General features: G+C 59.1%; 22 protein-coding genes. 12 read left to right on the top strand and 10 right to left on the bottom strand.

The genetic code is table 11. The features are described 5' to 3' along the window. Positions 1–15: 15 nt before the first annotated feature. The 7 genes from CWR52_RS00815 to CWR52_RS00785 all read right to left on the bottom strand — a co-directional run bounded on the left by CWR52_RS00815 (position 16) and on the right by CWR52_RS00785 (position 9,361). The gene (locus CWR52_RS00815) at positions 16–1,032 is read right to left on the bottom strand and encodes a LacI family DNA-binding transcriptional regulator (RefSeq protein WP_104948515.1); all 1,017 of its coding nucleotides are present in this window, start codon (positions 1,030–1,032) and stop codon (positions 16–18) included. 28 nt (positions 1,033–1,060) lie between these two features. Further along, entirely contained in the window at positions 1,061–2,467 is a 1,407-nt protein-coding gene (locus CWR52_RS00810) for a sucrose-6-phosphate hydrolase (RefSeq protein WP_104948514.1), read from the bottom strand. Further along, positions 2,467–3,837, bottom strand: a complete 1,371-nt coding sequence (locus tag CWR52_RS00805) for a sucrose-specific PTS transporter subunit IIBC (RefSeq protein ID WP_023619263.1) — start codon at positions 3,835–3,837, stop codon at positions 2,467–2,469. Before CWR52_RS00805 ends, CWR52_RS00810 begins: the two co-directional genes overlap by 1 nt. Before the next feature lie 66 nt (positions 3,838–3,903). Beyond that, positions 3,904–5,421: a carbohydrate porin gene (locus CWR52_RS00800; RefSeq protein WP_045908770.1), complete on the bottom strand. Its 1,518-nt coding sequence runs from the start codon at positions 5,419–5,421 to the stop codon at positions 3,904–3,906. A 172-nt stretch (positions 5,422–5,593) separates the two neighbouring features. Beyond that, the gene (locus CWR52_RS00795) at positions 5,594–6,484 is read right to left on the bottom strand and encodes an aminoimidazole riboside kinase (RefSeq protein ID WP_104948513.1); all 891 of its coding nucleotides are present in this window, start codon (positions 6,482–6,484) and stop codon (positions 5,594–5,596) included. 88 nt (positions 6,485–6,572) lie between these two features. Then, on the bottom strand, positions 6,573–7,784 hold the full coding sequence (locus CWR52_RS00790; protein WP_104948512.1) for a diguanylate phosphodiesterase: 1,212 nt from the start codon (positions 7,782–7,784) through the stop codon (positions 6,573–6,575). Positions 7,785–7,879: 95 nt separating this feature from the next. Then, the gene (locus CWR52_RS00785) at positions 7,880–9,361 is read right to left on the bottom strand and encodes an alpha/beta hydrolase (protein ID WP_104948511.1); all 1,482 of its coding nucleotides are present in this window, start codon (positions 9,359–9,361) and stop codon (positions 7,880–7,882) included. Positions 9,362–9,626: 265 nt separating this feature from the next. Here CWR52_RS00785 and CWR52_RS00780 point away from each other — a divergent pair, with 265 nt between their 5' ends. The 7 genes from CWR52_RS00780 to CWR52_RS00750 are packed head-to-tail and all read left to right on the top strand — an operon-like array spanning position 9,627 to position 16,460. Beyond that, a complete protein-coding gene (locus CWR52_RS00780) occupies positions 9,627–10,481 on the top strand; it encodes a MurR/RpiR family transcriptional regulator (RefSeq protein ID WP_008501698.1) in 855 nt (284 codons plus the stop codon). 12 nt (positions 10,482–10,493) lie between these two features. Next, entirely contained in the window at positions 10,494–11,069 is a 576-nt protein-coding gene (ddpX, locus tag CWR52_RS00775; RefSeq protein ID WP_104948510.1) for a D-alanyl-D-alanine dipeptidase, read from the top strand. A gap of 15 nt (positions 11,070–11,084) precedes the next feature. Further along, a complete protein-coding gene (locus CWR52_RS00770) occupies positions 11,085–12,617 on the top strand; it encodes an ABC transporter substrate-binding protein (RefSeq protein ID WP_104948509.1) in 1,533 nt (510 codons plus the stop codon). 22 nt (positions 12,618–12,639) lie between these two features. Further along, positions 12,640–13,662 (top strand): ABC transporter permease, encoded by a 1,023-nt coding sequence (locus tag CWR52_RS00765; protein ID WP_104948508.1) that lies wholly within the window; start codon positions 12,640–12,642, stop codon positions 13,660–13,662. Further along, positions 13,659–14,552: a D,D-dipeptide ABC transporter permease gene (gene ddpC, locus CWR52_RS00760; protein ID WP_039266456.1), complete on the top strand. Its 894-nt coding sequence runs from the start codon at positions 13,659–13,661 to the stop codon at positions 14,550–14,552. The genes CWR52_RS00765 and ddpC overlap by 4 nt, the downstream gene beginning before the upstream one ends. Beyond that, the gene (locus tag CWR52_RS00755; protein ID WP_104948507.1) at positions 14,552–15,538 is read left to right on the top strand and encodes an ABC transporter ATP-binding protein; all 987 of its coding nucleotides are present in this window, start codon (positions 14,552–14,554) and stop codon (positions 15,536–15,538) included. The genes ddpC and CWR52_RS00755 overlap by 1 nt, the downstream gene beginning before the upstream one ends. Continuing rightward, a complete protein-coding gene (locus CWR52_RS00750; RefSeq protein ID WP_104948506.1) occupies positions 15,531–16,460 on the top strand; it encodes an oligopeptide/dipeptide ABC transporter ATP-binding protein in 930 nt (309 codons plus the stop codon). Before CWR52_RS00755 ends, CWR52_RS00750 begins: the two co-directional genes overlap by 8 nt. Here CWR52_RS00750 and CWR52_RS00745 read toward each other — a convergent pair. Beyond that, positions 16,457–17,206, bottom strand: a complete 750-nt coding sequence (locus tag CWR52_RS00745; RefSeq protein WP_104948505.1) for an SDR family NAD(P)-dependent oxidoreductase — start codon at positions 17,204–17,206, stop codon at positions 16,457–16,459. The genes CWR52_RS00750 and CWR52_RS00745 overlap by 4 nt on opposite strands. A 116-nt stretch (positions 17,207–17,322) precedes the next feature. On the opposite strand from CWR52_RS00745, the gene CWR52_RS00740 reads away from it, so the two are divergent. Further along, positions 17,323–18,228 carry a LysR family transcriptional regulator gene (locus tag CWR52_RS00740; RefSeq protein ID WP_104948504.1) on the top strand — a complete coding sequence of 302 codons (906 nt, stop codon included), beginning with the start codon at positions 17,323–17,325 and terminating at the stop codon, positions 18,226–18,228. Positions 18,229–18,251: 23 nt separating this feature from the next. On the opposite strand, the gene CWR52_RS00735 is transcribed toward CWR52_RS00740, so the two are convergent. Then, on the bottom strand, positions 18,252–18,680 hold the full coding sequence (locus CWR52_RS00735; protein WP_008501708.1) for an OsmC family protein: 429 nt from the start codon (positions 18,678–18,680) through the stop codon (positions 18,252–18,254). A 75-nt stretch (positions 18,681–18,755) separates the two neighbouring features. After that, positions 18,756–19,637 carry a LysR family transcriptional regulator gene (locus tag CWR52_RS00730; protein ID WP_104948503.1) on the bottom strand — a complete coding sequence of 294 codons (882 nt, stop codon included), beginning with the start codon at positions 19,635–19,637 and terminating at the stop codon, positions 18,756–18,758. Between the two features lie 110 nt (positions 19,638–19,747). On the opposite strand from CWR52_RS00730, the gene CWR52_RS00725 reads away from it, so the two are divergent. The 4 genes from CWR52_RS00725 to CWR52_RS00710 all read left to right on the top strand — a co-directional run bounded on the left by CWR52_RS00725 (position 19,748) and on the right by CWR52_RS00710 (position 23,154). Further along, complete coding sequence (locus CWR52_RS00725) at positions 19,748–20,599, top strand: Vmh family MBL fold metallo-hydrolase (RefSeq protein WP_104948502.1); 852 nt, start codon at positions 19,748–19,750, stop codon at positions 20,597–20,599. Positions 20,600–20,831: 232 nt separating this feature from the next. Further along, positions 20,832–21,047 carry a biofilm-dependent modulation protein gene (gene bdm, locus CWR52_RS00720; RefSeq protein ID WP_008501713.1) on the top strand — a complete coding sequence of 72 codons (216 nt, stop codon included), beginning with the start codon at positions 20,832–20,834 and terminating at the stop codon, positions 21,045–21,047. Between the two features lie 95 nt (positions 21,048–21,142). Further along, complete coding sequence (sra, locus tag CWR52_RS00715; RefSeq protein ID WP_008501714.1) at positions 21,143–21,280, top strand: stationary-phase-induced ribosome-associated protein; 138 nt, start codon at positions 21,143–21,145, stop codon at positions 21,278–21,280. A gap of 176 nt (positions 21,281–21,456) precedes the next feature. Then, a complete protein-coding gene (locus tag CWR52_RS00710; RefSeq protein ID WP_008501715.1) occupies positions 21,457–23,154 on the top strand; it encodes an NAD-dependent malic enzyme in 1,698 nt (565 codons plus the stop codon). The last annotated feature ends 558 nt before the right edge of the window (positions 23,155–23,712 follow it).

Genomic DNA, 23,712 nt, shown 5'->3' with positions numbered 1-23,712 from the left:
AAGTATCGAACCGGGCTATTTCACTGACTTATAGCGTCGCTGCAGGGTGGCATCCAGCTTGCGCTGCAACGGCTGCGGCGTCTCCCCTTCGATTAATTTGCTAATCAAATCAAAGCAGTGCCACGCCAGCTGACGGTTATCCTGACGAATGGTATCCACCGGGATCGTCAGCGAATCGTAGAGATAGTGATCGTCAAAACTGGCTAACCTGATATCACTTTGCAGCAGGTTATGTTGGCCCATATAGCGTAGCACCCCTTCCAGCAGCCCGCAGGCAGCGGCGAAAAGCGCTTTCGGCGGACGCCCCAGGCGGGCGCAGAGTTCAGCAAACATCTCGTATCCGGAGCTAGGGTGATAGTTGCCGTGAATGATCCACTCGGGGCGCAGCGCCACACCGGCCTCACGCAGCCCTTGCTTAAAGCCTTCCAGGCGGTCGCGCGTGGGCGACAGGCGGGGCTGGCCGCCGAGAAAGTAGAATTCATCAGAATGCTGGCGCGCAATGTCGGCCACCAGTTCCGCCGTTGGGGTAATGGAGTCGGTGATCACCAGCGGCAGCGCACTGTCGTTGATGTGGCGGTCAAACAGGACAACGGGCAGCTGCTCGCTCAGCTTGTGGTAGTCCGCGTCGTTGAGCATGCTGGAGGCCACAATCAGCCCGTCCACCTGACGCGCCACCATGTTGTTCACCACCACCGTCTCCTGCCCCGGGTTTTCATCGCTGCAGGAGATCAGCAGTTGAACGCCCGCCTCGCGGCACAGCGTTTCCAGCTCGTGAGAAAAGACGGCAAAACCGTAGTTGGTGATCTCCGGGACCACCAGACCAATGGTGTGGCTGCGGTTATCGCGCAACGAGCGGGCGTGAATGCTGGGCTGATAGTGGTGCTCTTTTGCAATTGCCAGCACGCGCTCGCGCGTCTCTTCCGCCACGCGTAGCTCTTTGCTGCGACCGTTCAGGACCAGGCTGGCGGTGGCTTTTGACACACCCGCCAGCTCCGCGATGTCTTTAATGGTGACGCGTTTTGTTTTTCTCACAACGACTTAGATCCGGCTGCCAAAACCCTCATTCTATCATGCAGGCGCGCAGCGACCAGTAGCGTAATGTGATATCGGACGCACCTTCGAATCGCACCCGGGCCGGATGGTCAGGAAAATAGCGGCTGCTCATTACCCCTTCGCCGTGGTTAATGAAGATTTCGACGCTGGAGCGGTCGCACAGAACGCGCAAATGGCGGACGTCACCCTGCCAGTAGCGGGTCAGTGTTTCACCGGTTTTCAGGCTCGCGCGTTCCAGGCGTATACCCTGCTCATCAAGCGTGAGGCGCAGCGCGCCGGCAAAATCGACGTTCACCTGCGATGCGCCCAGCTCAAACTCCAGACGCGTCGCGTCCAGTTCGGGTGCGTCGCTGGCGCGCCCCTGCCAGTGCTGCTCATCTTCACGCAGCGCCGCCAGTTCGCGCGCCGGGGTCTGCCAGAGCCTGCCGTCGCGATAGCGTAGTTCGCGCGGGCAGGTCATCTGGTGCATCCAGCCGTGCGCCCGGGTGGGCTGAAGCATCTCTTCCCCGTCCGGTACGCCCATCCAGCCAATCAGGATGCGGCGTCCATCTTCCGCCAGCGTGGTTTGTGGGGCGTAAAACTCAAACCCCGCGTCCAGCTCGTGAAGCTCGCCGTGATCGAATACGGCGCTGGCGTAATCAAACGCCCCGCACATCCAGGTGGCCGGATAGGTATTGAGATAGCGATGCGGCTCGCGCTCCAGCCCCTGCGGGCAGCAGATCAGGACATGTGTCCCATCGAGGGCAAACAGGTCCGGACACTCCCACATATAGCCCGCGTCCGTCAGGCCGTTAACCCCGTGACCGGCGATCTCCCCGCAGGATGTCCAGGCGTGCAAATCGGCTGATTTAAACAGCAGCACCTTGCCGCGCTTCTGCACATCCTGCGCGCCGAGCACCATGTACCACATCCCCTCGTGCTGCCACACCTTCGGGTCGCGCACGTGGCCGGTGTAGCCTTCCGGCAGCGCCAGCACCGGCCCCAGCTTCCTGAAGGTTCCGTCCGGCTGCTCGACGGCCAGGCACTGCCAGGCGGTGCGGCTACCGTCATCGAACTTGACGTTGCCGGTGTAGCACAGGGTCAAAACGCCCTCGTTATCGACGGCGCTACCGGAGTAGCAGCCGTTGCGGTCATACGCTTCGTCAGGCATCAGCGCCAGCGGCTCATGCCGCCAGTGCACCAGGTCCGCTGAGCTCCAGTGGCCCCAGCACTTAAAGCGATGCTCGCAGTCCAGGGGGTTCCACTGATAGAACAGGTGATAGCGGCCAGCAAACCAGATAAACCCGTTCGGGTCGTTCATCAGCCCCGTCACCGGCGCGGCGTGCCATTGCGGATAATGGCTGTCCGCCAGCGCCCGCGGCTGACCTGTCATAACGGCCTGCAGGATCGCAGGCCAGCGGGAAGGTAACGTCATTATTCAGAATCCGTTTTATATTTCAGCAGCAGTGAGACGGTAAACGCCACGCCGAAGGCAATCACCATGCCGATAATATAGTTCAGCAGCGAGCTGGCCTGCACGATGGCCATCCCCGGAATCGCGGTCAGCCCGACAGCGGTCATGTACACATGCACGGAGACCACCCATGCCCCGCCCACCGCGCCGCCAATCAGCGCAGCGATAAACGGCTTAACGAAGCGCAGGTTGATACCAAAAATGGCCGCTTCGGTGATGCCCAGCATTGCAGAGAACGCCGACGGCAGGGTAATGGCTTTGATTTTGGCGTCTTTGGTTTTGAACCACACCGCCAGACAGGCGCCGCCCTGCGCCACGTTCGCCATGGCCCAGATCGGCAGCAGGAAGTTAACGCCAATCGACGGGTTGCCCAGCAGCCCGGCTTCAATCGCGTGGAAGCTGTGGTGAATACCGGTGATCACAATCACCGAATACAGTCCGCCGAACAGCAGCCCGGCGAGCCAGCCCGCGTGGGCGATCAGCGTGCTCAGAATAAAGGAAATGCCGTCGCCCAGAGCGCGCCCCGCCGGGCCGATAATCAGCAAGGCGATAAAGCCGGAGATGACGACGGTGAGGAACGGCGTCAGGATCAGGTCTAACGCATCCGGGATCGCACGGCGCAGGTTTTTCTCCACGATGCTCATAAACCAGACGGCCAGCAGCACCGGGAATACCGTGCCCTGATAGCCAATCATCGCGATCTCAAGGCCAAAGAAGTTCATGGTGTGGAAGCCCGACGCCACGCCCCAGGCGTTGGTCAGCGCCGGGTGGGTCAATATGCCGCCCAGTGTCGCGCCGAGGTACGGGTTACCGCCAAACTCGCGCGCGGCGGTAAACCCAATCAGAATAGGCAGAATGATAAACGCCGCCGAGCTGCACATGTCCAGCATGATGTAGATGGCGTTATCCGCATTGACCCAGCCGTAGGTTTTCACCATGCCGAGCAGGCCCATCAGCAGACCGGACGCCACAATCGCGGGGATGATCGGCACAAAGATGTTGGAGAGCAGACGGGCTATGCGCTGGAACGGGTTCAGCTTGCGCGCCGCCAGATCCGCGGCTTCCGATTTGCTGGATTCGCTAATCCCCGCCGCCTGAATAAATGCGGCGTACACCTTGTTGACCACGCCCGTGCCAAAAATCACCTGCATCTGCCCGGCGTTACGGAAGCAGCCTTTCACACCGTCAACTTTGCCGATAGCCTGCTGATCCGCCAGCGCGTCATCAACCAGCACCAGACGAAGACGCGTTGCGCAGTGCGCCGCGCTGGCGATATTTTCCTTGCCACCGAGCAGCGGAATAAGCTCGCGGGCGATTTGATTAAAATCCATAGATACCTCTGCCTGACTTCTTTTTATGATGTGCGAAACGCTCCCGCCAGGCGGGAGCGTGATGGGTTAAAACCAGGTTTCCATCTGGACCCCAAAGTTCCATTCCCCGCCGGCGTTGAAGCCGCTGCTGCCAAAGGCATCATCGCTGGCGTAATGATCCAGTTTGCTGCTCCAGTCCATCCAGGTGGCAAACAGGCGCAGTTCCGGACGGCTGAAGAAATCGCCGATTTTGCTCGCTTTTAAGGTCGGCGCAAAGGTCAGCTTGTAGAAACTGCCGTTAACGGCGTTGCGATCCTTATAGCCTTCCGGGTTTAAATCCATGTACTGATAGCTGCCCTCAAAGGCCAGCGCGAAATTCTGGGTGACCTCTTTGATCAGGCGGGTGTTGAGCGTTACCCACTCATAGCTATCGCCCTTGACGTAGCGATCTTTACTGCTCTGTGCCAGAACGGCGGGCGCAACGCTCCAGCCACCGCCGATCGGCGTGACACCGTAACTTGCGAAGCGCCAGGTATCCGCCTCAGACAGCAAGGCGCCATCGGAGCCGATGCTTTTCACCTCCGCACCCAGCCCGTGACCATACAGCAGTGCCGTTTTGGCGGTCCCTTCGCGCAGGCCGTAGAAGCTGTCATTATGCAAGCCCACCAGAGCATGAACGCCGTGATTGGCGGCATCCGTTTTGATGAGATCGCCGTTAGTGTCTTTACGGTCGTCGTTATCCTTCGCCCGCAGACCGCTCACCATCAGCTGGAACGGGCCGGCGAAGTGGTTCATGCTGAGGATATAGTTCTGAACGTTGTTGTCGGTCTGCTCCACGCTGCCGAAGTTGCGGCCATAAATCGAGAAGTTGCTGCGCAGCGAATCGTTCCATTTCACGTCATAGACGCCGCCGCCGGTACCGGCGAGGAACACCACGTCGGAATCCAGCCAGTGAATGTCAAAGTTGTCGCGGTCAAAGCGTTTACCCGCCCAGAAGGTGCTGCCCTTCAGCGCGCCGGTAAAATCAGGCAGGTTGCCCAGCTCCGCGAAAGCCTGGCGAATATTGAGATCGCTGGTATCGGCTGACCAGTCGTTATAGGTTCTCTGACCGTCGGCCAGCATCGCTTTAAAGCGCGTGGTCGCCCCGTTATCCAGGGTTTGCTTGTGCTCCAGATTCAGCTCCACGTAGGTATCGGCTTCGTTACCCAGACGCCCTACCGCACCGCCGGTTTCACCGGCTGGCGTCAGGTACGGACCGCTTTTGCTGCTGGAGGCCGCGTCGTTCATCAGCAGGCCGGAGCGGGCGTAGCCGTGGAACTCAAACCCGCCGGTCTGATCCGCCTTCTTCTCCAGCGCGGTGGTGCGCTGCGCCACCTCCTGGGTTGTCGTTTGCGCCTGTTGCTGAGCGGCAACCAGCTGCTGCGTTTTTTGTTCTGCTGCCGCAGCGCGCTTCTCGGCCACCTGCGCGCGCGTTTCCGCGTCCTGAAGGCGCTGCTCCATCGCGGCAAGACGCGCTTCAATACTGGACATATCCGTCTGGGCAAAAACAGAGGTACTTCCGGCCAGCATGCCTATCATCACGGCAAGTCTGCGTTTTTTATACATTTTGTCGCATCCCTAAAAGAAGTCATTAAACGTGCTAAATTGCTAAACCGGTTTAGGTTGCTGATACTAAACCTGTGAATTTTGGATCGGCAATCTTTTTTGCTAAACCGATTTAGTAAGTGTGATCGAGGCGACAATTCAGGCCGCCGGATGGCGGCCAGGAGAGGAGAGATTACAGGTCGTGCTGCCAGGGCAACGCGGTCATCGCCCCTTTGGCGGTGGTGGCCAGCGCGCCGCAGCGCTGGGCGAGCGCGATAACCGGCGTCAGGTCCTGTCCGGCGGCCAGCCCGTAGAGCAGCCCCGCCACAAAGGCATCGCCCGCACCGGTCGTATCGACGCACTGCACAGGCGTTGCCGGGTAGTGTTTTACAGAACCTTCATGCCACGCGGTTACACCCGCTTTTCCCTGGGTAACCAGCACCAGACGCGCCGGGCAGCGCTGCATCAGCACCTCCAGACCAACGTTGACCTCCGCGCTGCCGGTGAAAAAGGCCAGCTCTTCTACCGAAAGTTTCACCACGTCGGCGCTTTGCAGGGCCTGCTCCAGGCAGCCATGCAGTGCGTTCTCATCCGGCCAGAGATCCGAGCGAATATTGGGGTCGAAGCTGACGTAACCGCCCGCCTCACGAATGGCGGCCATCGCCTGAAAGGTCGCAGTACGGCTCGGCTCGGCGCTTAAGGCGATGGAGCAGACGTGCAGCCACTCCCCGGCGCTGAACGACGGCAGGTCGGCGGGTTCGAGAAACAGATCGGCGCTCGGGCGCACCATAAAGGTAAACGATCGCTCGCCGTGGTCGTCGAGATCGACCACCACCGTTGAGGTGCGGTGCGTCGGGTCAAGGCGCATCCACGTCACGTCAACCCGCTCGTCAGCGAGCGTTTTCGCCATAAAGCGCCCGAAAGGATCGTCGCCAACCCTGCCGATAAAGGCGCTCTGGCCGCCCAGCCGGGCAATACCGACCGCGACGTTCGCCGGCGCGCCGCCGGGACACTGCAGTAAACGACCTTCTCCATCGGGCAGCAAATCCACTACCGCATCGCCAAGTACCCAGATTTTCTTCATGTGATCCTCGTAGCTAAACTATGTTAAACCGTTTTAGCTATTTAAGCACAGGCCGGGCTAAGGGGAAATAACGGGAGGAAAATTTGACTTAACGCGCCAGATGCGGCCAGTGGATATCGCCGACGCCATTCAGCTGCGGCCGGGCAAACAGGAATCCCTGAAAGCGTCGGATCCCGGCAGATTCGAGCCAACACCACTCCTCAATTTTCTCGATACCTTCCGCCACCAGGGTGATTTCAAGATCGGAGCAGCAGCTGATGATGGAGCGCACAATCGCCTGTTTTGGGCCGCTCAGGTGGATATTGCTGACAATTTCCCGGTCGATTTTAATTTTATCCGGCTGGAACCGGGTCAGCAGCGAAAGTCCGGCATAGCCCGAGCCAAAATCATCGATCGCCAGGCCCACTCCCTCACCGCGAAGCTGCTTGATGGCACTGTTAAACTGGTTGAACCCGGAGATCATCTCGTTTTCAGTGACTTCAATGACCACCTGCTCCGGCTGAAGGCCATGTTTTTTAATCTGAGCGACCAGAAATTCCACTGCACCGGGGACATTCACCAGCGACATGGGCAGCAGGTTTACCGCGATTTTATGGCTGCCAATGCCCAGCTTTTCCGCCAGCGCAAAGGCATAGGCTTTTGTCTGGAGATCGACTTCGTAGACGCTGTCCGGATCGACAGTGCTGAAGAAATGCTCCGGGCTCCCGCCGTCGTTGCCGCGGATAAGCGCCTCAAGGGAGCTGATCTTCCCTTCCGAGGGCTCGACAATAGGCTGCAGCGCAAACTGGCAGGTTTGCCCGGCAATCAGGCCCAGGTGTTCGCCAAAGGGTAGCGTTTCGGTTGAGAGCGTCCATTTGTCCGCGGTGTAGCGTGCCCCCGACGGGACCGGACGTTTACCGGTTATAAAGGTCTGAACAAATTTGAACACCCGATCGTCGGAGGTCAGATAGCTGTCCAGCTTGCTGTAGCGCAGCACCGACTGCAGCACCTCTTTCGGCGACTGCGTTTGCAGATCGAACAGCAGCATGCCGACGTTTTCGAAGCGTCTGCGCGGACCATAGTCCCGCAGCAGTTCTACCACCCCGCTGTGCCGCTTGTCCTCACGGATGGTATGGAAAAGTTTGACCACACTCTCTTCCGACCCTTCGAGGATCTGCAGAACCTCATTCCCATTAGCCAGGAGGACGCCGGTAATATCCAGTTTTGTGTTGCGGCCCCTGGCGCGCTCCACCAGCTCCCGCAGTTCGGTGGACGGGCGGGATAAATTCAACTGGCTTCGGTAGATCAGAGTCGTCAGCACAAAAAGGGGTTCCAATGAGAAAGAGAGGTGCCTTGAAGCTACTATGTAACATACTTAATCAATGCGACCTAACATATTCACGCAGCAAGGGAACGTTACTTTTCCGCGTCCCCGATCCGGCTGTTAATTTTCTCCTGCATATAGTCGTAAAACGGGTTCGAGGTGACCCGCATCAGCGCCTCTTTTCCGACGCTCAACACGGACGTTTCGCCCCAGAGCGCAATTGTCCCCAGGCTGATGCCGTAGCGATTTTTCACCCCAGGCTCACGGCCATAGAGATCGTCATCCGGCGGGAACGGCACCGCAATATGCGACAGGGAATAGACATCCTGCGGCCAGGACTGGGCAAGCGGCACGACCGTCTCCTGCGTTCTGCCTGCCGGGGTTATTTTCGCCACCGTCGAGAAACTGTGCTCGCTGGCATTGGTGATAATCGTGACACCGTAACGTCTCTGCGTGACCGGCAGCAGCGCCGTGGTGGCCGTCCATGATGACGGTTTGAAGAGCGGACGGAAGCTCGCCGCCTGGTTGATATCGAACATCACCAGTTCGCTGCCGTTTGCCGGAAGCTGGTCAAACAGGCCACTGACCACCGCGCGGGTGCTGACCGTAGAATCCATGACCGACTGGAACGCCAGGATCGGCGGCAAATTCGCCAGCCTGTTTTCCCGCGCCGCGCGGCCAATCTGCTCCTGCAGGGCCTTCGTCAGCAGCCACGACTGGCGGGCGGCGTTCACCGGGAACGAATTGTATTTATACGGATTATATTCCGGGGAGATATTCAGCCAGGCCGCTTTGGCAAACGGCGGCAGCAGCGCCGGTAGCCCGGCGAAACCGGCGAACCGCGCAAAGGCCGTCACGCCAATCATCGGTGAGAGCAGGATCACCTGCTGCGGTTTACGCAGTGCAGGCGCGTCCAGCGCATCGAGGGCATATTTCATCGCCAGCGCCCCGCCGTTGGAGTAGCCCACCAGATGCAGAGGCACAGCCTCACCCGCCAGGCGCGTGGCTTCCCGTACGGCAAGGCGCGTGGCCGCGAGCCACATTTCCCAGTCAACGTCGGTCAGCGCGCCGGGCGCGGTGCCGTGTCCGGGAAGACGCGGGACCACGGCCACAAAGCCGTGCTGCTGATAGTTCACGGCAAGGCGCCTGACGCTGTATGGCGAATCCGTCAGCCCATGCAGCAGCACCACCGCGCCGCGGGGCTTTCCGTCTGGCATCAGTACAAAGGAGCGGTTGGCATCGGGGGCAAACTGACCGGGCCACACCAGGCTCTGGCGGTAATAGCGGTTTAACGGGGTTTGTTCCTCGCCCGCTGTTTTCGCCGTCACCGCGTTATCCAGATCGGTGAAAATCGCCTTTTCCCGGGCGAGGTACCCGGCGAAATCGGCGTTATCCAGCTCGCGAACGGACATCTCATCTGCCCGCCAGGTGTGCCACAGGTGCAGTTCCGGCCCCTGCTGCGAGAGATACACCCGCACCGCCAGCAGGACGACCAGGACGATGCCCACAACCATTCCTGTTTTCTTTGCAAGCGCGATCAGGTGCACGCTGACTCGCCAGGGCAAATTCGCCATGAGGGATCCCTTTTATGTTCTCAGTGCTTCTATCTTATCAAAAATGTGAACAGGCTGACGTATTCACCAAATTCATACCTGTCCGGTGAGCCAGTGCACCAAAAGTGAACTACGCTGCACAAATGTTGATCATTGGTTAACCAAATATTGCATGAAGTTTACTGCGCAGCGGGTTTTCGCCCTGCTGTGAACATGGCACGCGTCATGCATTGTTAACCAGGTAACACAATTTCGGCCATTGACAGCCTGTTAACAGCGAGGCGGTATGACGACGAAACCTGAGATGTTAAGCCGTATCGAAGCGACCTTCAGCCAGTTGACCCCCAGCGAAAAGCGGGTCGGCAGCTGGCTGCTGGCGCACGCCGCGCAAATCCCGTTTGAAACGGCGGAGAGCGTCGGGCTGGCGAGCGGGACCAGCGGGATCACTGTCGGACGCTTTCTGCGCAAGCTGGGGTATCGCAACCTGGAGGATGCCAAAAAGAGCCTGCGCGATCCGTACCAGCCCTGGGGCATGAACGAGCGCCTCGACTCCTGGCAGCAGCAGCGCCCCCTGCCCAACCGCCTTCAGCACGCCCTGTCGCTGGAAGTGGACGCCATCACGCAGGTGTATCAACTGGCGCAAACAGACGCTTTTCGTCAGGTGGTGCACCATCTGGCCCACGCGGACGCGGTCTTTGTGCTGGGGATCCAGTCCACGCGCGGGATCGCCAACGCCTTCTTCAGCCACCTGGAGTACCTCCGCCCGCGGGTGAGCTACTCCGAAGGGGCATCCGGCAGCTGGGTGGAATCCCTGAACTCCGGGTTTGCGCACCCTTATGTCGTGCTGACCGATACGCGTACCTACTCCACGATGGCCCGACAGTACTGCCGCGTCGCGAGCGAGAAAGGCATTCCGCTGGCCTTAATCACCGATATCTGGTGCCCGTGGGCGCGGGATTACCCGATGGATTTACTGCAGGTGAAAACCGATACCGGTCATTTCTGGGATTCACTTGCCCCCGTGAGCTGCCTGTTCAACCTGCTGCTGTCAGGTGTGGTGGAAGCGCTGGGTGATGCGCTCCCGGCGCGGCTGGCAGTAAACCGACAATTACAACAAGAGTTTGGTCAATTCGAACGTTAAAGGAGCGGAGCTATGCCCGTAGAGAGTGAACTGATTGATGTGGCGAAGACGTTCCCCACGCTGCATATCGATCTGAAGTACGCCACCGCCGACAATATTACCGGCCGCCCGATCTACAAGGAGGCGCTGTGCCTGCTGCATACCGACGCGGCCACCGCGCTGGCAAAAGCCATCAGCATTGCCACGCTGGCCGGGCTGAAGCTGGTGGTCTACGACGCCTATCGGCCTCAGCAGGCGCAGGCTCAGCTGTGGGAGGCCTGCCCGAACCCGGAATATGTGGTCGACGTGGCGATTGGCTCCAACCACAGTCGCGGCACGGCCATCGACGTGACTCTGATGGACGAGCATAACGCCGTGCTGGATATGGGCGCCGGTTTTGACGAAATGCATGACCGCTCGCATCCGTATCACCCCTCCGTGCCGCCCCACGCCCAGCGCAACCGTCTGCTGTTGAACGCCATCATGTTCGGCGGCGGTTTTGTCGGGATCGGCAGCGAATGGTGGCACTTCGAACTGCCGAACGCCGCCAGCTACCCGCTGCTTGATGACCGTTTTGCCTGTTTTCCCCTGACGCACACCTCTCTTTGAACCTGGAGCACTGCCATGAAAACATCGCTTCTCTCGACCGTCATTGCCGCCACGCTGGCCCTGAGCGCACCGCTGGCGCTGGCTGCCGTCCCGAAAGACATGCTGGTCATCGGTAAAGCCGCCGACCCGCAAACGCTCGATCCGGCCATCACTATCGATAACAACGACTGGACCGTCACCTATCCGTCCTACCAGCGTCTGGTCAAGTACAAGCCAGGCTCAACCGAGGTGGAAGGCGATCTGTCGACGGGATGGAAGGCCTCCGACGACCAGAAAGAGTGGACCTTCACCCTGGCGGATAACGCCAAATTCTCCGACGGCACGCCGGTCACCGCCGAGGCGGTCAAACTCTCCTTTGAGCGCCTGCTGAAGCTCAGCCAGGGGCCGTCTGAGGCCTTCCCGAAAGATCTGAAAGTGGAGGCCGTTGATGAGCACACGGTGAAATTCACCCTCAGCCAGCCGTTCGCGCCTTTCCTCTACACCCTGGCGAACGACGGCGCCTCCATCATTAACCCGACGGTGCTGAAGGCCAATGCCGCGGACGACGCGCGCGGCTTTCTGGCGCAAAACACCGCCGGCTCCGGGCCATTTATGTTGAAAAGCTGGCAGAAAGGCCAGCAGCTGGTGCTGGTGCCAAACCCGCACTGGTCGGGCGACAAGCCGCACTTCAAGCGCGTCTCGGTAAAAATTATCGGTGAGAGCGCATCGCGTCGTCTGCAGCTTTCCCGCGGTGACCTGGACATTGCCGACTCACTTCCGGTCGATCAGCTTGCGGCCCTGAAGCAGGAAGGGAAAGTGGCCGTCGCCGAATACCCGTCCCTGCGCGTGACTTACCTCTATCTCAACAACAGCAAAGCGCCGCTCAATCAGGTCGATTTACGCCGCGCGGTCTCCTGGGCGACGGACTATCAGGGGATGGTGAAAGGCATTCTGAGCGGCAACGGCAAACAGATGCGCGGCCCGATCCCGGAAGGCATGTGGGGCTTTGACGCCACGGCCATGCAGTACAGCTTCGACGAGGCCAAAGCCAAAGCGGCCCTGGAGAAGGTTAAAGACAAGCCCGCCAGCCTGACCTTCCTCTACTCTGACAACGATCCGAACTGGGAGCCTATCGCGCTCTCAACGCAGGCCAGCCTTGGCAAGATCGGCATTAACGTCAAGCTGGAAAAACTGGCCAACGCCACCATGCGCGACCGCGTCGGCAAAGGCGATTACGACATTGCCATCGGCAACTGGAGCCCGGACTTTGCCGACCCGTACATGTTCATGAACTACTGGTTCGAATCGGACAAGAAAGGGCTGCCGGGCAACCGCTCGTTCTATGAGAACAAAGAGGTCGATTCCCTGCTGCAGGCCGCGCTGAAAACCACGGACCAGGCTGAACGCACCAAAGATTACCAGCAGGCGCAAAAGGTAGTCATCGACGAGGCGGCCTACGTTTATCTGTTCCAGAAGAACTACCAGCTGGCGATGAACAAAGAGGTCAAAGGCTTCACCTTTAATCCGATGCTCGAGCAGGTGTTTAACATCGCCACCATGAGCAAGTAACCGTTTCGCCGGGGGAAAGTGTATGACGTTCTGGAGCATCGTGCGCCAGCGCTGCTGGGGGTTACTTCTGGTGGTGGCCGGTGTCTGTATTATCACTTTTATTATTTCACACCTGATCCCCGGCGATCCGGCACGTCTGCTGGCCGGCGATCGCGCCAGCGACGACATCGTGCAGAACATCCGCCAGCAGCTGGGGCTGGACCAGCCGCTGTACGTTCAGTTTGGTCGCTACGTGGACGCTCTTGCCCACGGTGATTTAGGCACGTCCATCCGTACCGGACGCCCGGTCGCGGAAGACCTGAAGGCCTTTTTCCCCGCCACGCTGGAGCTGGCCTTTTGTTCTCTGTTGCTGGCGCTGGTCATCGGCGTGCCGCTGGGGATTTTAACGGCGGTGTACCGCAACCGCTGGCTGGACCACCTGGTGCGTTTAATGGCGATGACCGGGATCTCCACGCCGGCCTTCTGGCTTGGGCTGGGCGTCATTGTCCTGTTCTACGGGCACCTGCAGATCCTGCCGGGCGGCGGCAGGCTGGACGACTGGCTCGACCCACCTGCCCACGTCACCGGCTTTTATCTGCTGGATGCCCTGCTGGAAGGTAACGGAGAGGTCTTTTTCAATGCGCTGCAGCACCTGATTTTGCCCTCGCTGACACTGGCGTTTGTGCATCTGGGCATCGTGGCGCGTCAGGTCCGTTCCGCGATGCTGGAGCAGCTTAGCGAAGACTACATTCGCACGGCCCGCGCCAGCGGCCTGCCCGGCTGGTATATCGTCCTGCGCTACGCCCTGCCGAATGCGATGATCCCGTCGATTACCGTGCTCGGGCTGGCGCTGGGCGATCTGCTGTACGGTGCCGTGCTGACCGAAACCGTCTTTGCCTGGCCGGGCATGGGGGCCTGGGTGGTGACATCCATTCAGGCGCTCGATTTCCCTGCCGTGATGGGCTTTGCCGTCGTTGTTTCGCTGGCCTACGTGCTGGTTAATCTGGTGGTCGATCTGCTTTACCTGTGGATTGACCCGCGAATTGGGCGCGGAGGTGCCGAATGATGTTAACGCAGGAAACGCCCGTCCCGGTTAAACCCGTCAGACAACGCATTAACTGGGCAAAGCTGTTCTGGATGCTGCGTCAAAGCCCGCTCACGATCGTTGGCGGCGTCATTATGCTTGTGATGCTTTTCATTATGCTGGCCGCACCGTGGATCGTGCCGCACGACCCGAACGCGCTGGATCTGACCGCCCGCCTCCAGGCGCCGTCCGCGCAGCACTGGTTTGGCACCGATGAGGTGGGACGCGATCTGTTCAGCCGCGTGCTGGCGGGCAGCCAGCAGTCCATTACCGCCGGACTGGCGGTGGTGGTGATTGCGGGCGGCATCGGCTCGCTGCTGGGCTGTTTGTCCGGCGTGCTGGGCGGGCGCGGCGACGCCGTCATCATGCGGGTGATGGACATTATGCTCTCCATTCCTTCCCTGGTGCTGACCATGGCGCTGGCCGCCGCGCTCGGGCCGAGCCTGTTTAACGCCATGCTGGCGATTGCGATTGTCCGCATTCCGTTTTACGTCCGCCTGGCGCGCGGCCAAACCCTGGTGGTGCGCCAGTTTACCTACGTGCAGGCCGCTCGCACCTTTGGCGCTTCCCGCTGGCATGTGATCCGCTGGCACATCCTGCGCAACGCCCTGCCGCCGCTGATCGTGCAGGCGTCGCTGGACATCGGCAGCGCCATCCTGATGGCCGCCACGCTGGGCTTTATTGGCCTGGGGGCGCAGCAGCCGACCGCCGAATGGGGCGCGATGGTGGCCGTCGGCCGTAACTACGTTCTGGACCAGTGGTGGTACTGCGCGTTTCCCGGTGCGGCGATTTTGATAACCGCCGTGGGCTTTAACCTGTTTGGCGACGGTATCCGCGATCTGCTGGATCCGAAATCGGGAGGAAAACAGTGATGACTGACCCGGTACTCAAGATTGAAGACCTGCATCTGAGCTTCCCGATTTTTCGCGGCGAGGTCCACGCGCTGAACCACGTCTCGCTGGAGATCGGCAGGGGTGAAATTGTCGGCGTGGTGGGCGAATCCGGTTCAGGTAAATCGGTGACCGCCATGCTCGCCATGCGGCTGCTGCCGGAAGGCAGCTACCGCATTCATCACGGCCAGGTGAGATTACTCGGCGAAAACGTCCTGACGGCGTCCGAGAAGCAGCTTCGCCAGTGGCGCGGCGCAAAGGTCGCGATGATTTTTCAGGAGCCGATGACCGCCCTCAACCCGACGCGGCGAATTGGCAAACAGATGGTGGAGGTGATCCGCCAGCATCAGCCGCTTTCCCGGCGTGAGGCGCAGCAGAAGGCGATTATCCTGCTGGAAGAGATGCAGATCCCGGACGCGAAAGCGGTCATGGCGCGCTATCCGTTTGAGCTGTCCGGCGGGATGCGCCAGCGGGTGATGATCGCCCTTGCCTTCTCCTGCGAGCCGGAGCTGATTATCGCCGACGAACCGACCACCGCGCTGGACGTCACCGTCCAGCTGCAGGTGCTGCGCCTGCTGAAGCACAAGGCGCGGGCCAGCGGCACCTCGGTGCTGTTTATCAGCCACGATATGGCCGTGGTGTCCCAGCTCTGCGACAGAATGTACGTGATGTATGCGGGCAGCGTGATCGAGAGCGGTGCCACGCAAACGCTGATCCACCAGCCTGTGCATCCCTATTCCATTGGACTGCTGCAGTGCGCCCCGGAAAACGGCCAGCCGCGCGCCCCGCTTCCCGCCATCCCCGGCACGGTGCCCAACCTCAGCCAGCTTCCGCAGGGATGCGCGTTCCGCGAGCGCTGCTTTGCCGCCGGGGCGAAATGCAGCGAAACGCCGCGCTTAGCGCCCACTGGCGCAGAGGGCCAACAGGCCGCCTGCTGGTATCCACAACGGGAGAAAGCCCATGTCTGATGTACTGCTGGAACTGGATAGCGTGCACGTCAATTTTGCGGCACGTAAAAACTGGCTGGGCCGCGTGACGGAACAGGTCCACGCGCTCAACGGACTAGACCTTGAAATCCGTCGGGGAGAGACGCTTGGCATTGTCGGGGAGTCCGGCTGCGGGAAAAGCACGCTGGCCCAGCTGCTGATGGGCATGCTTAAGCCCAGCACTGGCGCCTGCCAGCGGGCGCACCATGCGGGCGGCATGCAGATGGTGTTTCAGGATCCGCTCTCCTCGCTCGACCCGCGCCTGCCGGTCTGGCGCATTATCACCGAGCCGGTATGGGTACAAAAGCGCAGCAGCGAGCGCGAACGCCGTCAGCTGGCTGAAAACCTGGCGCTGCAGGTGGGCATTCGCCCGGAGTATCTCGACCGGCTTCCGCACGCCTTCTCCGGCGGACAGCGCCAGCGCATTGCCATCGCCCGGGCGCTCTCGTCCGATCCGGATATCATCGTGCTCGATGAACCCACCAGCGCACTGGATATCTCCGTGCAGGCGCAGATCCTCAACCTGCTGGTGACCCTGCAACAGCAGCGTAATCTGACCTACGTGTTGATCTCACATAACGTCTCGGTGGTCAGGCACATGAGCGACCGCGTGGCGGTGATGTACCTTGGGCAGATTGTGGAGCTGGGCAGCGCCGCTCAGGTGCTTGGGGAGCCGCGTCATCCTTACACCCGTCTCCTGCTCGATTCGGTTCCCCGCACCGGTGAACAGCTGGATGAGACGCTGGCCTTACGCAAAACGGAGCTTCCCGGCAACCGTCATCTGCCCGAAGGCTGTTTTTTCCGTGACCGATGCCCGATGGCCGCGCAGGGGTGCGAACGTCCTCAGCCGTTACAGCCCTCTCGCGAGGGCCGTGATGTCCGCTGCTGGCGCAGTGTGGGTTAAATTTGCGCCATCCCACCGTCCACGAACAGCTCGGTGGCGTTAATAAAGCTGGCCGCGTCGGAGGCCAGAAACGCCACCGCTTTACCTACCTCACCCGGCGCGCCTAAACGGCCGAGCGGCACCTGAGCGGCTAGCGCGTCGTACAGCCCCTGACGATGTTCTTCCGGCACCAGATCGCCGAGGCCAGGGGTTTTGATCGGCCCCGGGCTTACCACGTTGACGCGGATCCCACGGCCCTGCAAATCCAGCGCCCAGGAGCGGGCAAAGTTGCGTACGGCGGCTTTGCTGGCGCTGTAGACGCTAAAGTTTGCCGTCCCCTTAATGGACACCGTTGAGCCAGTCAGAATAATCGAGGATCCGGCGGACAGCAGCGGCAGCGCCTTCTGTACCGTAAACAGCACCCCGCGGACGTTGGTGCCGAAAATCCGATCAAACTGCTCTTCGGTTATCGCGCCCAGCGGCAGCATATCGCCGCCACCCGCATTGGCGAACAGAATATCGAGGCGGCCTTCTTCTTTGGCTATCCGGGCATAGACCTCATCCAGGTCCGCCAGTTTTGACACATCAGCGCGAATGCCCACTGCCGTTGGAGCGATTTCAGCCACCGCCGCGTCCAGCTCGGCCTGACGTCGTCCGGTGATGTACACCTTCGCGCCCTGTGCAGCAAGCTCCTGCGCTGTGGCAAGACCGATGCCGGTGCTACCGCCGGTGACCAGTGCGATTTTTCCTGAGAGAGTCGTGTTCATGTCATTTACCTTTTGTTGGTGTTTGCGTTGGACAAACTTTAGCCCTTGCAGGATTAGTGAAAAACCAGCAAAAATGAAAATGACTATTCACACGCAGAAATAATCAGGAGAGCCTAATGGACCAGCTCATGGCGATGCGCGCTTTTACCCGGGTGGTGGAAACCGGCAGCTTTACCCGCGCGGCGGACTCGCTGAACATGCCCATCGCCACCCTGAGCAAGCTGGTGAAATCGCTTGAGGCGCATCTTGAAATACGTCTTCTGCACCGGACGACTCGCCGGGTGGTCGCGACGCCTGAAGGAATGGAATACTATGAAAAAGCGCTCAGGGTGTTGATAGATATCGAAGATATCGACACCGCGTTTCGCGTTTCCCGCGCGACGCCCAAAGGGCATTTGCGGGTTGACGTGGGCGGCTCCACCGCCCGCGACGTGCTTATCCCCCTGCTGCCGGATTTTATGCAGCGCTATCCGGAAATCCGCATCGATCTTGGCGTGGCCGATCGTCCGGTAGATCTGATCAGCGGTAACGTAGACTGCGTGATCCGCGGCGGTCCGCTGGACGATTCGACCCTCATCGCCCGCCATATTGGCAACGCTGAGATGGTGACCTGCGCGACGCCGGGTTACCTGAAAAACCATGGCGTTCCGGCCTATCCGCAGGAGCTGTGCAACGGCCACAAGCTCATTAGCTACCTCTCGCCCGTCACCGGGCGGGCATTTCCGTTTCGCTTCAGAGAGAACGGCGAGACGCTGGAAATCAATATTCCGCATTATCTCGGCGTGAACGAAAGTAATGCCCATCTGGCGGCTGCCGCAGCGGGATTGGGGATCGTTCAGACGTTTGAGTATTCGGCAAATGCGTATTTACAGGCGGGTACGCTGACGGCGATCCTGAGCGACTGGCGCCCTGCCGCCTATCCGTTTCATGTGGTTTACCCTCAGAACCGGCATCTGACGCACCGTCTTAAGGTGTTTATTGCGTGGCTGGCGGAGGTGTTTCCCGCCGCACTGAAGGGATAGCCGGGCGCAAACCCGGCAGGGAGTTAATTTAGCGTGTAGTCCAGGGTAATCTCGGCTTTCAGAAGCTGCGAAACCGGGCAGCCCGCTTTCGCTTTCTGAATAATACCGTCAAACTGCTGAGGAGCGATGCCGGGAACGGTCACCTTGCTTTTCAGGGCAACCTTCGTAATCGCAAAGCCGCCGTCGGTTTTATCCAGAGAGACGTCCGCGGTGGTATCAATAGCGTCAGCGGTATAGCCCGCTTCCCCAAGCATCAGCGACAGCGCCATCGAAAAACAGGCCGCATGTGCCGCGCCGATCAGCTCTTCCGGGTTGGTCCCCTTTTCACCCTCAAAGCGGGTATTGAAACCATAAGGCTGCTGATTGAGAACGCCGCTCTCGGTGGAAACCGTCCCTTTACCGCGCTTAATGTCGCCAGACCAGTGTGCCGAACCGTGCTTATGAATAGTCATTCTTGCTCTCCTTTTGGCTTACAAAGGGTTAAGTATAGAAGGCTGTCCGGATTCTGCGGGCAAGACAGACGAGTCTTAGTCACTAAGTAAATGGTGCGCCAGCGCGTCAAGGAACACCCGCAGCGCGGCAGGCTGGTATTCACGGGACTGATAAATGCCATGGATGGCCAGCGGTTTCGGCTCCAGCGCCTCCAGTACCGGCACCAGTATTCCCTGCGCCAGCGCAGTACGCGCTTCACGCTCCGGCAGCATAGCGATACCGCAGTGCTTAATCGCCGCGTCCATCAGCAGCGAAGAGATGCTGGCGCTCAGGTTGCCGCTGACGGCCACGCTCAGGCTTTCGCCTTCCGGCGTCAGGAAATGCCAGGACTGCCCGGCAAAAAAGCTGTAATGCAGGCAGTTATGCTGGACTAACTCTTCGGCGCTGACGGGAATACCGTGTTGTGCCAGATACTCCGGCGAGGCACAGAGCACCGAGCGACACTCCCCCAGCCGGCGGGCAATCATGCCGGGTTCGGGGTTGTCGGTAATGCGCACGGCGACGTCAATGCGTTCTCCCACCAGGCTGACCGGGTGGTTGTTCACATCCAGTTCGATGCGCAGCTGCGGGTAGCGCGAGAGCAGACCGGGCAGTACCGGCGCAATCAGGTGCATCGCGGTAAAGTGCGCGCAGGCCACCCGCAGGGTACCTGACGGGAGATCTTTCTCTGACTGGCCTTCAATTTCCTGCGAGATCTGCGAGAGCGTCCGCGTTTTTTGCAGCACCTTTTCCCCTGCCGCAGTCAGCGTCAGCTTGCGCGTGGAGCGGTTTACCAGACGCGTCCCCGCCCACTTTTCCATCTGTTCAAGGTAGCGGCTCACCATCGGTCGGGAAATACCCAGCGCGCGGGCCGCCGCGCTCAAACTTCCCAGCTCGCATATGCGGTTGTAAACCTGAGCGGCAATCACGCGATCCATATCAACTCCATCTGCTCGATTTATGAAACTAAGCATGTCCTGTTTCAGGAATTCTGGCAAATGCGAATATCCGTACAATAGAGACATTCCTGAACAACAGAGACAACAGCATGAAATTCACCCACATTGCCCTGCTTTCTACCCTTTTCACTCCGGCTGTTTTTGCCGCGCCGTTGACCATTGATACCTATAACCCGCAGGAGAAAGGCATTTTCCCGGTTTCCTCCACGCTGGTTTCCGGCCCGAAGGAAGCGGTGCTGTTTGACGCGCAGTTCAGCGTGAAGGATGGCGAAGCGCTGGTAGAAAAAATTCGCCGCAGCGGTAAAACTCTGAACAAGATTGTGATCACCTCCGGCGATCCGGATTTCTATTTTGGCCTGCAGCCGTTGGTCAAAGCCTTCCCGAACGCCAAAGTGGTGGCCACGCAGCATGTGGTTGACCACATCAAGGCCACGAAAGACGCCAAGCTCGCCTTCTGGGGTCCGCAGATGAAAGACGGCGCGCCAACCGAGCTGGTCGTCCCGCAGGTGCTCGCCTCCACCACGTTTATGGTGGACGGGGAGAAGATCGACATCGAACAGCCTGACAGCTACGCGGCCTATGTGTGGATCCCGTCAGCGAAAACCATCCTCGGCGGCACCGGGGTAGCCTGGGGAATTCACGTCTGGACAGCTGACACCCAGACAGCGGAAAGCCGTAAGCAGTGGCAGGAAACGCTGGTGAATATGGCGGCGCACAAACCCGAGCGCGTGATCCCGGGTCACTATCTGGGCACCCCGCCAGCCGGGACGGGGGCGATTGATTTTACCCGCGACTATCTCCAGCGCTTTGAAAAGGCCTTATCCGTTCATAAAGATTCTGCAGGCGTCATCAGCACCTTGAAAAAACAGTATCCGAACCTGGCTGAAGAGAGCTCGCTGGAATTAAGCGCTAAGGTGAATACCGGCGAAATGAAGTGGTAATGTAAACTCTGCTCCTGCTATATTTTCGTGATAGCAGGAGCACCGTCATAATATCCTCTCAACGCCACGTCAATTTACCCCCACATTTCAAAATCACACAAAAGCATACACTTATGTCATTTTTATTTCTAAGATGAATCTGAGCCACAACCGGGAAAATATTTGCCATTCTGTTTATGAATTCATTTTTTTGCGAGCCGTACCATTAAACAGACAACGACACGGAGGCAGCATGTTTACTTATTACCCGGCAAATACCGCAGCAGCACAACCTGAACTCGTTAACGCGATTGCACAGGGTCTTCACGCCGAGCACGGTGCTGTGACTGAAGATGACATTTTGATGGAACTCACCAGGTGGGTGGAATCCACAGATAATGACATCCTCAGTGACATCTACCAGCAGACCATTAACTACGTCGTCAGCGGGCAAAACGCACCCTTGTAAAAACCTGCTAAGCTGGATCTGCAACCTAAGGGGTTACATTTCGTTTGCGTAAGCAAACTGGTCCTTAAAACTATCAACAGGATTGAGGAGTTAATATGAAATCGAACCGTCAGGCACGCCATATTCTGGGACTGAACTACAAGCTTTCAAATCAGCGCAAGGTGGTGATTGAAGGCGACCATGAAACGCAAGTCACCCACGCCACCGGCAGAAAACGCCACGCCGGCAAGTAAGTTCCAGACTGAGATCCAGAACACCATCGGTAATCCCGATGGTGTTTTTGTTTATGTGTTGCGGTAATTAATATTTAGCTCCTTTATAATACCGCCGGACCGCACCCCATCGCACAGGCCAGAAAGATGACAAACAGCAGTGTCAGGGACGGATCTTCATAAAAAGAGTGAGTGACATGGACAACAAACTGAAAAAACATCGTTCCTTATACATCCCATACGCCGGACCGGTTTTACTCGAATTCCCCCTGCTCAACAAAGGCAGCGCCTTCAGCATGGAAGAGCGCAGCAGCTTTAACCTGCTGGGTTTACTGCCCGAAGTGGTTGAAACCATTGAAGAACAGGCAGAGCGCGCGTGGATCCAGTACCAGGGTTTCAAAACTGAAATCGACAAACACATCTACCTGCGCAACATTCAGGACACCAACGAAACCCTCTTCTATCGCCTGGTACAAAACCATCTTGAAGAGATGATGCCGGTGATCTACACCCCGACGGTGGGTGCCGCCTGCGAGCGTTTCTCCGAGATCTACCGTCGCTCCCGCGGGGTATTCATCTCTTATCAGAACCGTCACAACATGGACGATATTCTGCAGAACGTGCCTAACCACAATATCAAAGTGATTGTGGTGACCGACGGCGAACGTATTCTCGGCCTCGGCGACCAGGGCATTGGCGGGATGGGGATCCCCATCGGTAAGCTCTCTCTGTATACCGCCTGCGGCGGCATCAGCCCGGCGTATACCCTGCCGGTGGTGCTGGACGTCGGCACCAACAACCAGCAGTTGCTCAACGACCCGCTCTATATGGGCTGGCGTCATCCGCGTATTACCGACGACGAGTACTATCAGTTTGTCGACGACTTCATCCAGGCCGTGAAGCACCGCTGGCCGGACGTGCTGCTGCAGTTTGAAGACTTTGCACAGAAAAACGCGATGCCGCTGCTGAACCGCTATCGCGATGAGATCTGCTCCTTTAACGACGATATTCAGGGCACCGCAGCCGTGACCGTGGGTACGCTCATCGCCGCAAGCCGTGCAGCGGGAAGCCAGCTGAGCTACCAGAAAATCGTCTTCCTTGGCGCAGGCTCCGCGGGCTGCGGTATCGCCGAGCAGATTATCGCCCAGACCCAGCGCGAAGGCTTAAGCGAAGAGCTGGCCCGCTCCCGCGTCTTTATGGTTGACCGCTTCGGCCTGCTGACCGACGGCATGCCGAACCTGCTGCCGTTCCAGACCAAGCTGGTGCAAAAGCGCGAAAACCTGAAAAACTGGGATACCGACAACGAAGTCCTTTCCCTGCTGGATGTGGTGCGCAACGTGAAGCCGGATATTCTGATCGGCGTTTCCGGGCAGACCGGTCTCTTCACCGAAGAGATTATTCGCGAGATGCACAAGCACTGCGAGCGCCCTATCGTGATGCCGCTGTCTAACCCGACGTCCCGCGTGGAGGCGACGCCGCAGGACATCATCGCCTGGACCGAAGGTAATGCGCTGGTTGCCACCGGCAGCCCGTTCGATCCGGTGGTGTGGAAGGATAAAACCTATCCGATTGCTCAGTGCAACAACTCCTATATCTTCCCGGGCATTGGTCTGGGGGTGATTGCATCCGGCGCGTCTCGCATTACCGATGAAATGCTGATGTCGGCGAGCGAAACCCTGGCGGGCCACTCGCCGCTGGTCAACGACGGCGAAGGTCTGGTGCTGCCGGAGCTGAAGGACATTCATAAGGTGTCGCGCGCTATCGCGTTTGCGGTGGGTAAAATGGCGCAGCAGCAGGGCGTGGCGGTAAAAACCTCTGCCGACGCGCTGCAGCAGGCCATCGACGACAACTTCTGGAAGCCTGAATACCGCAGCTATCGCCGTACGTCGATTTAATTCGCTTTGACCGTTCCCTCTCCCTTCGGGAGTCGCGGTGCGGTCCAATCGCCCGGTGGCGCTTCGCTTACCGGGCCTACGGGGGCTCTCCCTGTGGGCTCAGGAATCCCAGTAATTTTTTTACCGGATGCGATGAATGTTGTTTCAGGAAAATGAATGACTTACAGCGACGCCCTGGTCCGGCTGTAAATCGCCGAAGCGTTTCCGTAAGGCCGGGGCGAGGCGCAGGGATGCGCCGAGAGGGCGTGGCCTGCAGGGATGCAGGCTCATGCCCGACCCGATAGCCTGAAGGAATAAGCTGAGGGCACCGCGAAGCGGCGATTTACCGCCGGGAGCCCGGGTAGCCAGGGTGGTGGCGACTGAGCCACCCTGGCACGTTCACCGGTCACATCATTAAAGAGTAGCAAGGAACATAAAGTGAACGGAATGACCACCAGAGCCGTATGTTCCCCTCACCCTAACCCTCTCCCAAAGGAGTGGGAATTACATTCGTCCCACCCACTAGCCAAACCCCTTTTCCCCCGCTACACTCCTTTCATCCATTAACCCACTGAATAT

Source organism: Enterobacter sp. SGAir0187, assembly GCF_002952735.2.
Classification (GTDB): domain Bacteria; phylum Pseudomonadota; class Gammaproteobacteria; order Enterobacterales; family Enterobacteriaceae; genus Enterobacter; species Enterobacter quasiroggenkampii.
Note: the sequence above shows the minus strand (reverse complement) of the source record. Positions and strands in the feature narration are given on the sequence as shown.